The organism is Janthinobacterium sp. J1-1, assembly GCF_030944405.1.
GTDB lineage: Bacteria > Pseudomonadota > Gammaproteobacteria > Burkholderiales > Burkholderiaceae_D > Janthinobacterium.
The window spans coordinates 2,675,540-2,689,666 of record NZ_CP132339.1; the positions used below are offsets into that span (position 1 = coordinate 2,675,540).

The window sequence follows — 14,127 nt, forward strand, 5'->3', positions numbered from 1 at the left end:
ATGCGCCAGCTGACGCGTATCCATCCAGTATGGCGAGAGCTGGTGGCCGATGATTAGCATGGCCTCGTTGGAAAATAAGAAAAACCTTTGAAAAGTGCAAAAAAGGTTACAAACCCAAGCATGTAACCCTTTGATTTCACTACAATTCTGTGGGGTGGGTGATGGGACTCGAACTCACGACAACAGGAATCACAACCTTGGACTCTGCTTTAGACCTGCAGATCTCTGTGGTCTAGTGCCTGTCTAATGAGCATAACGTCCCAGCAAGCATGAACTCTGGCATGTGCGTTGAGGAATGCTAGAGCATCAAGCCACCCGACGACCGCTTCGTATCGCTTTTTATAAAACTCTGCAACAGACTCTGCGCCGCCGATGCGGTTGTACTCCTCAAGGCACCAAGCAAGTTGTTGAAGTTCGATTCCGATCACTCCAACTATCGACCCTATTGCCGGCTTTATCTTGTTAATTATTTCATTATTTCGGGCTTCGATGATGAAGTCAGCAGCAGGAGCTATTGCCGCGCTACCAGCCGCGCTTATGTAATAAAACACGGTTTCTGGCTTACCTACAAGACCGGGATGTATCGGCGGTACTTCAAGCCTATGGGCGAGTAAACCATCCAGTTGCAATGAAACGTTTGCTATCACTCTTTGAAACTCGTCAATCTTGGCCTGTGATTTTGCTCTATCAAGCTGTATTGCTTGAAGCCAGACTGTAAGCAGGACGCCGGCAAACGCGAGAAATGAAAAAAGAGGGCCGAGCACTCCTCCGATATAGCTTCCGAAATTAGCCCAAGCACCGTCACCCGGTGAAAGTTGAAAGTTGTTCTTGGGTCCAAAATTGTAAAAGTACAGTGATATGAGTACTGCCGAAAAAAATACTGCAGCCACGGTGATCTTCTTCGCCCAGGAAAAAATTGGTTTTAAATCAGTATTTTTCAAAGAAAGATCCCTTTTAGGCGGTCACAAAAAAAATCGTTGCGGCTTAACTTTTGGCGCAGCTTTTAATAATCCATGAAATTTTTCATAGGTAAAAGCCCTGTTGCATCATCGGCGTGAGTTTGCTGCGGGCGATATTGGCGAGCTCGTGGTTTGACTGCATGTTCATGTAAGTCTTTGAAGGTAAGCGTTGTTCTGTAGGGTGGTCGGGTGCCGGGCGGGGCGGGCGCGCAATGGCGCGGCCAGGCTGCCTGCGGCAAGCCACACTTTACCATTACCGGCAGGGTAGGGGCGAGACTTGCCGGACGGCAGGCCTGGCTCCATGACGTTCACGTCACTTTCTTTTGATGATGTTATCCGCATGGGCCTTCAGCACCGGATTGCTGATCGCATCGTTGCCGTATTTTGTCACATTGGCCAACACCGAAGAGATGCTGTCCTTGTAGATGGCCTTGATTTCTTCCGCGCTCTTGCCAGCGGCCATGCCAATCGCAAACGCTGTTTCGGCATACGCTTTTTGCGACAAAATCCATTTGGCCAAAGCCAGCTGCTCCGCATCATGCGATGCCTTGAAGCGCGGATTTTTTTCCGCCATCTGATGCATGGGCAGAGTGAATAAACTCTCAAGGAATGCGTTGTCAAGCGCAAGCTTTTCATTTGCCTGCTGTAACTGACGATTTTTTTCGGCCAGTGCAGCGACATTATTTCTCAGTTGAACAATCAAGCTGTCATTGGACTGATTGCAAAATTTTTGGGCCTCAAGCTCCCGTTTTGCCGCAATCTCCTCGAGTCTTGCCCTCTCCTCATTCTGCTTCGCCTGTTGTGCAAAATAATTGTTTGGGTTTAAATAATCATCGTTCATGACGCGCCTTGTTCTCAGATTTCGAAAGATTGTTAAAAGTGTAGCAGTTATTCGTAGACCGATGTCACCATGTCATCCTGGTCCAGTACCTGGTCGATCAGAGCAGGCGCAGGGGATCCACCAAACAACAGATTTGCGCAAATATAATTTCATATTGTTAACGTAAATTACTTTGATGTAATTTCAGGGTAAGATAAATACATCCAGGCATTTTTCTTTTCAAATACCCTAACCTTGTATTGTATTGAGGGAAATATTGCCAACCGCCAGGCGTCACGAGCGCCCGCGTTGGACTGGTGAATCTTGAATAACAACCAAGCCCAACCCATGACCATTTCCTGCCATATCACCGAAGCGCGCCGCCTGCAGGCGCTGCGCAAGCTCAATCTGCTCGACACGCCGCCCAGTGAGGCCTTCGACCGCATCACGCGCATGGCGGCGCGCTTTTTCAATCTGCCGATCGCCGCCGTGTCGTTGACCGATGCCAACCGGCAATGGTTCAAGTCGCGCGTCGGCGTCGAGCACACCTCGATACCGCGCATGCAGGCGCCGTGCGGCGCAGTGGCCGACAGCCGCGACGTGCTTGTGATTGCCGATCTGCTGGCCGACGCCGGCTATTGCGACAGTCCGCTGGCCGCCGGCGGCGTGCGCTATTACGCGGGCGCGCCCCTGATCACGCAGGATGGCCATTGCCTGGGCGCCTTGTGCGTGCTGGGCAACGCGCCGCGCGAGACGACGCCGGAAGAGCTGGGCAGCTTGCAGGACCTGGCCGGCATGGTGATGGCGCAGATCGAGATGATGCATGCGATTGGACGCGTCGATCCGGTCAGCGGCTTGCCGAACCGCACCCAGTTCATCGAAGATTTCCAGGACATGCAAAAAGACCGCCCCAGCGGCGAATGGCGCCTGGCCATCCTGATCAACCTGGCCACGCCGGAGCAGCTGGCGCACGCCGCGCGCGCCATGGATTCGGTTTACCTCGATGACCTGGTCAACGACGCGGCCGCCTGGATACGCGACGAGCTTGGCGATGGCCGCAAGGTCTACCACGTGGCCACCACCCAGTTCGCGCTGCTGGCGGCTCCCGGCATCACGCTCGACGCTTGCCTGCCGGTGATCGAAGCGAAAATCGCCGGCGCCATCGCCTCCATCAAGACCAGTTTCGTCGCCACGCCCGCGGTCGGCGTGGCGCCGTTCGAAGTGGGCACGGCCGATTGCCTGAGCGTGCTGCGCCGCGCGCAAAGCGCGGTCCAGGACGCGCTTGAGCGATCCAGCCATGTGGCCGTGTATTCCGCGCATGAAGACCGGCTGTATCGCCGCCGCTTCACCTTGCTGGGCGACTTCGCGCGGGCCTTGGCCAGCGGCGACCAGCTGCGCCTGGTGTACCAGCCGCGCATCGATATCGCCAGCGGCCTGTGCGTGGGCGCCGAGGCCTTGCTGCGCTGGAACCACCCGACCCTGGGCGCCATCGGCCCGGCCGAATTCATCCCCTTCATCGAGCGCTCGCGCCTGGCGCAAGCCACCACCGCCTGGGTGCTCGAAACGGCGCTGGCGCAGCAACGGGCGTGGCGCGAGGCGGGCATGGCCTTGCAGCTGTCGCTCAATGTATCGGCCGCCAACCTGCTGGAGCCGGACCTGGCCGGCCGCGTGACCGGGGCGCTCGACCGGCGCGGCCTGCCGCGCGACTGCCTGGAACTGGAAATCACGGAAAGCGCCATCATGGAGCAGCCGGCCCGGGCGCATGCCACGCTCGAGGCGATCGCCGCCAGCGGCGTGCACCTGGCAATCGACGACTTCGGCACCGGCTACAGCAGCCTGGCCTATCTGCAGCGCATGCCGGCCGACGTGGTCAAGATCGACCAGTCCTTTATCCGCGAACTGGAAACCGATACGCGCCAGCAGGGCCTGGTGAAAGCCATGATTTCACTGTCGCAGGATCTGGGCCACCGGGTGGTGGCCGAAGGCGTGGAAAACGAGGCCGTGCTGGCCTTCCTGCGCGAGGCCGGCTGCGACGAAGCGCAAGGCTATCTGTTTGCGCGGCCGCTGGAGGCGGACGTGTTTACGGCCTGGTATGTGGGAAGGATGGTGGCGCAGGCGCAGCAGTTGTCCTTGAATATTGCGCCCATGCCAGCAAACGGGATGGTGGTTGCCGCTTCCTGAGCGCGGGTATTGGTGTTACCACAGGCGCGCCAGCGGCATCACAAAGCCGCTGAAGAACGACCACTTGGGTGACGCGCGATTGAGTCCGTGCGCAAAGCCAAAGTCGATCGCCAGCCGTTTGGCCGGGCTGTAGGTGGTGGCGAACAGAACCTGGGCCGTGCTGCCGGCGCCTGGCCGGCGCGTGCCGGACAGCTCGCCCGTGGCGCCCGAATGTTCGTCCAGCGGCAGCGACAATGAGACCGAGGCGCCCGTCTGCACGCGCCCCTCGCCCGCATCGGCGGCGCCCATGCGCGTCACGTTCAGATTGCTGTCCATATGCACGCTGGCGATATCCTGGCTGTAGATGCCATTGATGCTGTAGTCCGCCCTGCCACTGCCGATCACCTTGCGCGCCGTCGGCACCTTGGCGCCCAGTTCCACGCCGAAGGCGGTAGCCGGGCTGACCAGGAAAGCATGCTTGAGCTCGACGGTGGTATCGCCCAGGCCCTGCTTGCGCGGGCTGCCGCCATCGCGCTCGGAAACAAAGGCCTCGCCCCCCAGCAACACGCCCCAGGTCTCGTTGAAAGCCAGCTTGACGGTGTAGGGCAGGCTGGCCCGGCGGTCATCGTCGAGCCTGGTGTGCAGGCCACCCAGCTCCAGCTCCAGCTGCCCTGGTACGGGCAGTTGCGCCGGGCTGGAGACGGAAGGACGGTAAGGCGTGACCGCATCGTCCGGGGCTTGCTGGGCGTGCACGGTGCTGGCGGCGATGCACAGGCAGAGCAGGGCGAGATGGGGGAGGAATTTCGGGACGGACATTGCGGGCTTTCGGGTGGTCAGGGCAGCAGTGCGGTGATTGTCGCACTGCTGGCACTTTAACCACAGTGGCGATGACCAGGCAACTAGGCAGTGCAGTGACTTAATAAAATGCTTGTTCAGCTGCGTAGTCCGGCCGTTGTTGCATATATTTTTCGAGATTACCCATGGCCCCAAGACTCGCCAACAGAGCTTTCTGGCATATTCCCACCAGATATTTCTTCTACTTCATCAAAATTTAATTCTTGCATATTTTCCTCGCTGGTTTTTTAACTTAGGGGGTATCTGTATAGCGGTAAGTATTGCTCACCTACCAAGAATAATATTAACTTGCTGAGTTGATTTTGTATATGAAGGCTGGAGAAATTTCCAAATTGCAAAAAACATGCAAGCGTTTCCCATGTCAGCCGGTACTGATCACGCAGACTCTCTTGTCTCCTGCATCACATCCTTCACTATTTTCCCTTGTTGCAGTACCACCAGCCGCTCTGCCATGGCAATCGTTTCCGGCCGATGCGCAACAATCACGCGCGTCAGCCGGATCTTCTGAATCGCCGCATTCACCGCCTGCTCATTCCACACGTCCAGATGGCTGGTCGCCTCATCCAGCACCAGCAGTTTCGGATTGCAGTACAGTGCGCGCGCCAGCAGGATACGCTGCTTCTGACCACCCGACAGGCCGCTGCCGATATCGCCCACCAGGGTATTGAAGCCCATCGGCATGGCGGCAATTTCTCCGTGCACGGCCGCCAGTTGCGCGCAGGCCTGCACCTGCTGCGGGTTCGGCGACGGCGCAAAGAAGCTGATATTGTCGGCGATCGAACCGGCGAACAGGCTGTCTTCCTGCATCACGGTGCCCAGCAGTTGCCGGTAATTCTTCATGCCCAGGTTCGCCAGCGTCACGCCGCCGATCAGGATCTCGCCTTCGGTCGGCTCCAGCAGGCCCAGCAGCAGTTTCATCAGGGTCGTCTTGCCGCAACCGGACGGGCCGGTCACCGCAATGCACTGGCCGGCCGGTATCGTCAGGTTCAGCCCACTCAGCACATAGGGTTCGCTGTCGGCGTAACGGAACGCCAGGTTGCGGATCTCGATCGATGGCGAAATATGCTCGACGTCGATTTCGACGTCGTTGCTGTCTTCTTCCGCGCGGGTCAACACGATATCGGCCACCCGCTCGCCATGCAGGCGCAGCATGCGCAGTTCGAACAGCTTGTCGACCAGGCTGGCCATGCGCTGGCTGAACTGGTCCTTGTAGCTGATAAAAGCAAACAGCATGCCGACCGAAAAACGGTTGTCGAGCACCGCCAGCGCGGCCATCCAGATAATGATCACTCGTTCGGCGCTGAATAAAAATGTATTGGCGGTCTGGTAAGACACCGACAGGCGCGCGATGCGCAGGTCGGCGTTGAACTGGTCGGCCAGCGCATTCATCCAGCTGGCGCGGCGCTCTTCATTGCGGCCGAACAGGCGGATGCTCTGGATGCCGCGCACCGATTCCAGGAAGTGCGTCTGCTGCTTGGCGGCGTGGATGATCTGCTCGGCGGTCGCCTCGCGCAGGGCCTTGAAGATGCTCCAGCGCAGCAGCACGTACAGCAGCACCGCGATGCAGGCCACGCCAGCCAGCAGCGGACTGTAGATCAGCATCATGCCCAAGGTGGCCAGCACCAGCACGCCGTCGATCGCGACTTCGACAAATTGCGTCGTCAGGCTGCGCTGCATGGTCTGGATCGAATTGAAGCGCGAGACGATGTCGCCCGTGTGGCGCTTCTCGAAATACGGCAGCGGCAGCTTCAACAAATGCGCAAACGCATTGCCCAGCCATTGCAGATTCAGATTCGTCGCCAGCACGGTGGTGATCCACGAGCGCACGGCGCCAATCGCCGTCTGTATCAGCACCAGCAGCAGGAAGCCGCAACCGAGCACCGTGATCAGGTCGCGGTCGGCCGCCAGCAGCGCTTCGTCGACCAGCCACTGCATGTAGAACGGCGCCACCAGCGCGCACACCTGCAAGGCCAGGCCCAGCACCAGCAGTTGCAGCAGGCCGCGCTTGAGGCCCACCACCCGACCCATCAGCGACAATAAGGAAAACTGCTGCTTTTCCTCGACTTTTTTGAACTCGGCGGTCGGCGTCAGTTCCAGTGCCACGCCCGTAAAATGCTTGGCCACTTCCGCCAGCGCCAGGCGGCGTTCGCCGACGGCCGGGTCGTGGATGGTTGCGTGGCTGCCGGAGACCGATTTGAGCACCACGAAATGGTTCAGGTCCCAGTGCAAAATCGCCGGCAGTTTCAGTTCGGGCAAGTGCTGCATGTCCAGTTTCAGCGGCCGCGTATGCAGCGCCAGGCCCTGTGCCATCGCCATCAGGCCTTTTAACGTGACACCTTTCAGCGAGACGGAAAAGCGTCGGCGCATGCTGGAAATATCGATCTGGTGGCCCCAGTAACTGGCCACCATGCACAAGCTGGCCAGGCCGCATTCGGCCGCTTCCGTCTGCAGCAGCACGGGCAGGCGATTGCTGCGCCAGAAAGACAAATGAGCAAGAGAGGGGAGATGCATGGCGCACAGACAAAGAAAATAAAAAAGAAGCCTTACAGGCGCCCGGAAATGCTGAACAGCGGCTCCAGCACCCATTCATACAGGCGGCGCTGTTCCAGCAGCACGCTGGCGTCGACCAGCATGCCCGACTTCAAAGGCAGCGTTTCGCCATACGCCTGCACGCTCTGGCGCTGCAGGCGCAAGCGGATGCGGTACAAGGGTTCGCCATTGGTGCCGCTGACGGCGCCCGGCACAGCCAGGTCTTCCGGTCGCAGCGAGGTGCTGGCCACTTCGCGCACCTGGGCCGGATACTGGCCGAATTTCTGGTACGGATAGGCCTGGTAGCGCAGCAGCACCTGCATGCCGGGCTTGATAAAGCCGACCGAGCGCGATGGCGCATAGATTTCCGCTTCCAGTTCCGCGCCCATCGGCAGCACCGAGGCCAGCACGCTGTTGGCGGCCACCGTCTGGCCGATCTCAGTGGTGATCGCCGTGACCTTGCCATCTTGCGCGGCGCGCACCAGGATCTCGCGGCGCGCCTCGTTTTCGGTCAGGTCCTGCTCGATCTCCGACGCATTGCGCTGCAGGTTTTCCGCATCGCGCTGGGCCTGCACCTGCAGGTCGCGTACATCGGCCTGGGCAGTAGCCAGGTCGCGCCCGCTGGCCGACTTGATGCGCTGCAGTTCCGCCAGGCGCTGGTGCTGGTCCAGCAGCTCGGCCTGCTTGTCCTGCAACTGCGCCGAGGAAATATAGTTGGTGGCGTGCAGGTCGCTGTAGCGCTTGTACGATTGCTCGGCCAGCGTGATGCGGCGCTGCTGCAACACGATCTGGTCTTCCATGCGGGCGATTTCGGCCGTCAGGTCGCTGGCACGGCGCTGCCCGGCCGCCATGCGCTGGCGCGATTGCAGGCTGGATTGTTTCAGCTCCGCGTCATAACTGTCGCGCCGGCTTTTCAGCAAGGTCGACACCACTTGCTGCGGCGCACCCGCATTCGCGCTGCTGCGCTCGCCCGACAATACGAACAGTACCTCGCCAGCGCGCACGGTCTGGCCTTCCTTCACGCGCGCTTCGGTAATCACGCCAGACTGGCCCGGCATGACGCGAATCACGCCGCTGGTCGGCAGCAGCACGCCTTGCGACTGCGCCTTGCGGGTGGTGCTGAAGAAAATGAAAAAAGCGATGATGGCCAGCGCGATGCCCAGAAACAGCAGGGTCAGGAACAGATGGCTGACGGGACGCGCCAGGATGACCGTGCCATATTGGCGGCTGCTCAGGTGCTCGAGGGCTTGCTGGCGGAACAGCGGTTGGACAGCTTGAGGGGGAGTTGCTGGCGACGCCGGAGCACTGGGTTGATCACGCAAAATAAGTGCTTTTCAATAAATGGATTGATCTCGGCCACGGTGTGCCGGAAACAGGTGAAACACGAGCTTCAGAGAAAATATCGCCGAAGCTCGTTGAGCGCACGCCACGCTGAAGCCTGCGTCGCAAATCCGTGTTTGGTACAAAGTAAATGCCTGTTTATGCTAGCGCATTGACTAACATGCCATCGGTCATGCTTGTTGATGCACTAATGTCTTTTGTTGTGTTTTAATGGCAAAATTATCTGAGGCAGCCTTACCAGTTGCTTTCGCCACCAACCGAGCTTTCAGGCAAGTTGCCACCGGATACCTCTTCAATTTCCTCGATGCTTAATGCTTGCATGTTTTTCTCCAAAACTTCATTATAGGTTGATGACAGGTGGTGCTGAAATGCCCCGTGGGATCGTGTCGCCGCCCACTGAGCCTTCAGGCATGTTGCCGCCAGAAACTTCCTCGATTTCATTGATTTTCAATTCCTGCATATTACTGTCCATTCGTTTTAAATGTTGCGGGTGAAATCAGGCTTTTATATGATTAGGTTTCCAAGCGTCCGCCAACCGAAGCTTCAGGATAATTTCCGCCAGCCACTTCTTCGATTTCACTAATATTTAATTCTTGCATATATTTTTCTTTTCTTCTGGTTGTTTGAATCATACATCGAATTTTAGTAGACAGCGTGCATCGTCAGTCCTGATCGCAACTTGAATTTTCTACTGGGTTTTATGTGAAAAGCCAAGCTTTCAGATATTTTTTCCATCGCAAAATTTTTCAATTTTGGTTTGACTTAATTCAGTCATGGCTTCTGCCAAAAATTAAAATTTATGATGGTTCTCGATGACCATGCAATCACGGCCTTACTTTGCCACCAACTGAAGCCTCCGGATAGTTTCCGCCTGATACTTCTTCTATTTCTTTGAGATCTAATTCTTTCATATTGTTTTTCTTTCTTTTGAATTTTGTGAGATAAAAATCAGGTCGACTATGTTTATATGTTTCAGTTTTTATTATTATTTTCTATTGAAATAATAATTTTATTTTTTTGTTATCTCTTGGATTTTATCTCGGACCAGTATCACCACCAACTGAGCTCTCAGGCATGTTGCCGCCGGATACTTCGTCAACTTCATTTAAATTTAATTCTTCCATTCGATTGATTCTATCTTGAGATTGAGGTGCTGAGAGAATAATTTAACTGAAAATTTTGACTGCTGCCTGGAATGGAGTTAATGTTTTAATTAACCCATGCCCCAAGCATCGCCAACCGAGCTTTCAGGAATATTTCCACCTGATATTTCTTCTAAATCATTATCATCTAATTCTTGCATTTTTGAAAAATTTGAAAATGTGGTATATGTTGGACTAAGTAATTCGTCAATTTTTGCTGTCAAAGCCTAATAGGTAACGACGCAGGAGTTGATGTGATGAAACTACTGATACTACAACCGGCTGAACAGCAAACATTGCGCGACATGGGTGTTTTTCATCAGCATCCACGTGTCCGGATACGTGCCCAAGCGATCGTTCGATTGAGTCAGGGACTGACTTTGCAGCAAACCGCGAACGAATTCCATGTCCATCTGAACAGCATTGAAGCATGGCGGCAACGCTGGAACAAGCAAGGCCTGATGGGTCTTTATGAAGGCCATCATACCGGGCGCAAACGCAAGTGGACGGCCGAACAGCAAGAGACACTGCGCGCATTGGCGCAAGCCGATGGGGGCAGCGCCAACAGCCTGCTACGGACTCTGGCGCAAACGGAAGGCTTGCCAGTCATCAGCCAGGAAACGGCAAGGCGATATCTGCATGAGATGCAGTTCAGCTACAAGCGCTACCGTTACAGTTTAAAAAAAAGCATCCGCCTGAAGCTTTCGGCAAGTCCGCACGGATAATCGGCGAGTTGGATTACTTGGCACGCGCCGGGCGGTGTGAACTGCTGTTTTATGACGAATCCGGTTTCAGCCCGAATCCGCCGATTCAGTCCGGTTGGTCGCCGATTGGGCAGACGCGTGGCGTGGAACCGCTATCGCATGGCGAGCGCGTGAATGTTCTGGGTGCGCTCAGCCATGACCACAAGCTGCACTGGCGAACGCAACGTCGGCCGACAGTACGCGACGACGTGATCGCTTTTTTCGACGAGCTCGCGGCACAAAAACATACCGTGCCGCGCATTGTCGTACTGGACAATGCGTCATTTCACAGGGGGTCGCAGATTGAGAAATGCCGACGAAAATGGATGGCACAGGGACTGTTTCTGTATTACTTGCCGCCTTACAGCCCGGAACTGAATCGCATCGAGATCCTGTGGAAACAGGCCAAGTACTTCTGGCGCCGTTTCGCCGGGCTGAAAGGAAGTGAGTTGCTGAGCGAGGTGGAATCCTTGATGAAAGGTTTCGGAACTGCATTCACAATAAATTTCGTCTGACTACTTAGTATCGCCGCCCACTGATGCTTCTGGCATATTTCCACCGGAAACTATCTCTACCTCATAAAAATCAAGTTCTTTCATATTATTCATAAATGATTGATTTTTACAAAGTGAATTTATCTAATTGTTACATATCAGTGTTGCCGCCTACTGATGCTTCTGGGTCAAAACTAAAAACACGTAATTCTGGCAGATCCTGTTCACCTCTGGTAATGCGTACGGTTATGACAAATGCAAGTTCCCAGCGGCCTTTGCTTTGCCCGATATCGAGATTGTGTTTCCATTCCTGACGAATACGGCGCAGGTCAGGCATTTCCGGATCTTGTGGCAGTAAGTGCGATTCAAAATCCAGTGGCAGTTGGTATGTTGCACCCACTGATTGCAGAAATGGTGACGGCATGGAGTAGCGTGTGGGTAAATCTGGACCAATCTGCGTCAACTGAGGCACGCTGATAAGGCAGCAATCGACGATTTGAAAGCCGGTAAAACCACTTTCTTTTGAGCCGCAGCAATTAATTTCTAGGTAAACATGCTGACCTTGCTGAAAGTGTACACCTCCCATATAAGGCCCATGGCGAGGATCAGCGCTACCATCACAAGAGGTAAAGGCGTAGTCCAGTTCATTGGTAATTTGATCTGCATCGAAGTGAACAGATAATTTCATCCAAGGTTTTTCGTAATTCATCTTTCTATTTTCTTTCGATGTGAGTAAGTAGTTTTTGATAGCGAGCATCTCGCCTCAGTGCCAACAGATCGGGAGTTGCTTCGATCAAATTGATAGGGTAGCCCCGCTCCAGGGCGTGTGCGAGAGCAGTTATAGCTTCGTTGCGGTTGCCTAGTAATTCATAGGTTAATGCTGCGCGAAAATGAACATCTGGCAAAGTTGGAGCAAGATTGATAGCTTGCGCCACGTGCTTTAACGCATCTTCACGCAAGCCAATATACGCAGAATATAATGCCAGACGAGAATGAATGTTAAAGTCATCAGGCATGTTTTTGAATGCGTATTTGGCAAGCATTATGGCCTGGCGATAAGATTCGCGCGAAAGTTCAATTTGGCCTGGAACCCATCGTTGAGCATCTGCTAGATTTGCCCAAAGTAAATAATTGTTGGGGCTTCCTTTTTTATCGGAGACTGCATTTTTAAATGATTGAACTGCACCTAAATAGTCTCCGCGATTAAATAGTGCATTGCCTAAGTTGGTGTAAAGTTCCCAATCTGGATTTATTTGCAATCCTTGTTGTAGAATTTGTAGCGCTTCATCATTGCGATTTAAACGATCGAGTGTGGCACTAAGATGGGCATATGCGTTTGCTAATCCTGGTTCTAATTTTACTACCTTTCTAAAAAGCTTTTCTGCCTCAATATAGTTTCCCTGATTATAGTGTATGCGCGCTAGGAGAGAAATGAACGGACTATTGTCAGGATAAATTTGTAAAGATGCCTCAAGTATGTCTTTTGCTAAATAAAATTTTTGTGCACGATTAAACAGTCGAGCTTTACCATACAATCCGAGAAAATTGTTTGGTTCTAAATTTAATGCAATAGTCGTTTCTTGTTGAGCTTGATCGTGTTTTCCTTTGTACTCAAGCACCCAAGCCTTCGCTACATGCGCCAAGGCTAACTGGTCGTCGGTTATTAATGCTTGCTTCGCTGTAACATCTGCGCGTTGTAACCAGGTGGGATCGCGATCACTGCCGAGATAGCGTAATGTGGATACCAGCGAAGTGCCTGCGTTTGCACCTGCATGTTCGGGTTTGTGCTTGAGAATTTTGCTGAAATGTTCCAGCGCCTGATATTGAGAAATTTGTTGGTCGAATGTACGTAACGCCTTCATCCCCGCAGCCATACTTTCTACCTCGGAATATGGTGCCGGCGCTTTTTTTCCAGTGACCAAAGCTGTTACTGCAGGTGCTATATTGGACCATTGCCAAGTGAGTAACAACATCAACACCATAATCCCTGCACCAATTTGCAAACTGCGCTTGCGCGGTACTAGAACTCGAATTGAAACAGTTGTGGGGGGCACGGTCGGCAATGTGGTTTCAGGTGTCGGAACTGCGGCAGATGCCGATATCAGACCGCTGCGGTGCGCCGCGATCGCTTCCTTTATCACCCCCATCGTCCTCGGCCGATCCATCGGCTCATGCCCCGTCATCGACCGCACCAGCGCATCGATGGCAGGCGGCACGGTGTCTGGCAACGCTGGCCAGACCGCATTCGACTGCATATGCGCGGCGGCCAGGGCCAGGCCGTTCAGGTGCGAGAACGGGCGCTGGCCGGCCAGCATTTCATACAGCATGGCGCCCAGCGCATAGATGTCGCCGCGCATGTCGGGCAGGCGCCCCATCAGGCGCTCGGGCGCCATGTAGGCAATCGTGCCCTGCAGGTCGCACAGCAGCGTGGTTTGCGTCGCTTGCGGGTCCAGCTGGCGCGCCAGGCCAAAGTCGAGGATGCGCACCTTGCCGTTTGCTTCCAACATCAAATTCGATGGTTTCAAGTCGCCATGCACCAGGTCCATGGCGTGCGCTTCGTCCATCGCGTCGGCGATCTGCTGGGCGATGTCGAGCGCGGCGTCGAGCGGCATGGCCGCTGCGTGCATGACTTGTCCCAGGGTCTGGCCTTCGACCAGTTCCATCACGATGGACTGGCTCTTGCCGTCGCCGTCGATCGAGAAGATGCGCACGAAAGCGGGGTGGCGCAGGGACGCCGCCAGGCGCGCTTCGTTGAGCAGCTTTTCCGGATGCAGCATGTCGGCATGCTGCTTGAGGCGCTTGAGCGCCACGCTGCGGCACAGCTTGGCATCCCACGCTTCGTACACGTGGCCGAAACCGCCTTCGCCCAGCAGCCGGCGCACTTCGTAGTGCGCGCTGAGGGTGTCATCTTGCAGCGCAGGCTGCAGCACCGGATCGAGCAATTCCATAGGGCGTGATGTGCAGTAAATTGATTTTAAGTAACTTCCTGATTTAAAACGATTGTTTCGAATAAGTCAATTCCTATTGATAAAAAATGAAGATGGCTTGCCGTGCAAGATGATGACGTGCGCACCAGAAACTTGT

General features: G+C 54.9%; 12 protein-coding genes. 3 read left to right on the forward strand and 9 right to left on the reverse strand.

The annotated features are described in order from the left end of the window. Window positions 1-209 precede the first annotated feature (209 nt). Both Q8L25_RS12165 and Q8L25_RS12170 read right to left on the reverse strand, forming a co-directional pair. Window positions 210-941, reverse strand: coding sequence for a hypothetical protein (locus tag Q8L25_RS12165; RefSeq protein WP_308925066.1), 732 nt, complete (start codon window positions 939-941; stop codon window positions 210-212). A gap of 331 nt (window positions 942-1,272) precedes the next feature. Beyond that, window positions 1,273-1,800 carry a hypothetical protein gene (locus tag Q8L25_RS12170; protein WP_308925067.1) on the reverse strand — a complete coding sequence of 176 codons (528 nt, stop codon included), beginning with the start codon at window positions 1,798-1,800 and terminating at the stop codon, window positions 1,273-1,275. Window positions 1,801-2,103: 303 nt separating this feature from the next. Here Q8L25_RS12170 and Q8L25_RS12175 point away from each other — a divergent pair, with 303 nt between their 5' ends. Further along, the gene (locus tag Q8L25_RS12175; RefSeq protein ID WP_308925068.1) at window positions 2,104-3,960 is read left to right on the forward strand and encodes a GGDEF and EAL domain-containing protein; all 1,857 of its coding nucleotides are present in this window, start codon (window positions 2,104-2,106) and stop codon (window positions 3,958-3,960) included. Window positions 3,961-3,975: 15 nt separating this feature from the next. Here the strand turns inward: Q8L25_RS12175 and Q8L25_RS12180 are convergent, their stop codons facing one another. From Q8L25_RS12180 to Q8L25_RS12200, 5 genes are all read right to left on the reverse strand, one after another. Further along, on the reverse strand, window positions 3,976-4,755 hold the full coding sequence (locus Q8L25_RS12180; protein WP_308925069.1) for a transporter: 780 nt from the start codon (window positions 4,753-4,755) through the stop codon (window positions 3,976-3,978). Between the two features lie 414 nt (window positions 4,756-5,169). After that, window positions 5,170-7,305: a peptidase domain-containing ABC transporter gene (locus tag Q8L25_RS12185; protein ID WP_308925070.1), complete on the reverse strand. Its 2,136-nt coding sequence runs from the start codon at window positions 7,303-7,305 to the stop codon at window positions 5,170-5,172. 32 nt (window positions 7,306-7,337) lie between these two features. Then, on the reverse strand, window positions 7,338-8,645 hold the full coding sequence (locus tag Q8L25_RS12190; RefSeq protein ID WP_308925071.1) for an HlyD family efflux transporter periplasmic adaptor subunit: 1,308 nt from the start codon (window positions 8,643-8,645) through the stop codon (window positions 7,338-7,340). A 253-nt stretch (window positions 8,646-8,898) separates the two neighbouring features. Further along, complete coding sequence (locus Q8L25_RS12195) at window positions 8,899-9,105, reverse strand: hypothetical protein (RefSeq protein WP_308925072.1); 207 nt, start codon at window positions 9,103-9,105, stop codon at window positions 8,899-8,901. Window positions 9,106-9,877: 772 nt separating this feature from the next. Continuing rightward, window positions 9,878-9,967, reverse strand: coding sequence for a class IIb bacteriocin, lactobin A/cerein 7B family (locus Q8L25_RS12200; protein WP_308925073.1), 90 nt, complete (start codon window positions 9,965-9,967; stop codon window positions 9,878-9,880). A 96-nt stretch (window positions 9,968-10,063) separates the two neighbouring features. On the opposite strand from Q8L25_RS12200, the gene Q8L25_RS12205 reads away from it, so the two are divergent. Both Q8L25_RS12205 and Q8L25_RS12210 read left to right on the forward strand, forming a co-directional pair. Beyond that, window positions 10,064-10,531, forward strand: coding sequence for a helix-turn-helix domain-containing protein (locus Q8L25_RS12205; protein ID WP_308921530.1), 468 nt, complete (start codon window positions 10,064-10,066; stop codon window positions 10,529-10,531). An 8-nt stretch (window positions 10,532-10,539) separates the two neighbouring features. After that, window positions 10,540-11,064: an IS630 family transposase gene (locus Q8L25_RS12210; RefSeq protein ID WP_308925074.1), complete on the forward strand. Its 525-nt coding sequence runs from the start codon at window positions 10,540-10,542 to the stop codon at window positions 11,062-11,064. A gap of 130 nt (window positions 11,065-11,194) precedes the next feature. On the opposite strand, the gene Q8L25_RS12215 is transcribed toward Q8L25_RS12210, so the two are convergent. Together Q8L25_RS12215 and Q8L25_RS12220 are read right to left on the reverse strand one after the other, a co-directional pair. Further along, window positions 11,195-11,752: a hypothetical protein gene (locus tag Q8L25_RS12215; RefSeq protein WP_308925075.1), complete on the reverse strand. Its 558-nt coding sequence runs from the start codon at window positions 11,750-11,752 to the stop codon at window positions 11,195-11,197. Window positions 11,753-11,756: 4 nt separating this feature from the next. Further along, window positions 11,757-13,991 carry a protein kinase gene (locus tag Q8L25_RS12220; protein WP_308925076.1) on the reverse strand — a complete coding sequence of 745 codons (2,235 nt, stop codon included), beginning with the start codon at window positions 13,989-13,991 and terminating at the stop codon, window positions 11,757-11,759. Window positions 13,992-14,127 lie beyond the last annotated feature (136 nt).

Excerpts from the sequence above, each read along its gene's own strand:
- Q8L25_RS12200 (WP_308925073.1), bottom strand. The coding sequence starts at position 9,967 with ATGCAAGAATTAGATGATAATGATTTAGAAGAAATATCAGGTGGAAAT.
- Q8L25_RS12170 (WP_308925067.1), bottom strand. The coding sequence starts at position 1,800 with ATGAACGATGATTATTTAAACCCAAACAATTATTTTGCACAACAGGCG.
- Q8L25_RS12180 (WP_308925069.1), bottom strand. The coding sequence starts at position 4,755 with ATGTCCGTCCCGAAATTCCTCCCCCATCTCGCCCTGCTCTGCCTGTGC.
- Q8L25_RS12205 (WP_308921530.1), top strand. The coding sequence starts at position 10,064 with ATGAAACTACTGATACTACAACCGGCTGAACAGCAAACATTGCGCGAC.
- Q8L25_RS12195 (WP_308925072.1), bottom strand. The coding sequence starts at position 9,105 with ATGAAATCGAGGAAGTTTCTGGCGGCAACATGCCTGAAGGCTCAGTGG.
- Q8L25_RS12215 (WP_308925075.1), bottom strand. The coding sequence starts at position 11,752 with ATGAATTACGAAAAACCTTGGATGAAATTATCTGTTCACTTCGATGCA.
- Q8L25_RS12220 (WP_308925076.1), bottom strand. The coding sequence starts at position 13,991 with ATGGAATTGCTCGATCCGGTGCTGCAGCCTGCGCTGCAAGATGACACC.
- Q8L25_RS12185 (WP_308925070.1), bottom strand. The coding sequence starts at position 7,305 with ATGCATCTCCCCTCTCTTGCTCATTTGTCTTTCTGGCGCAGCAATCGC.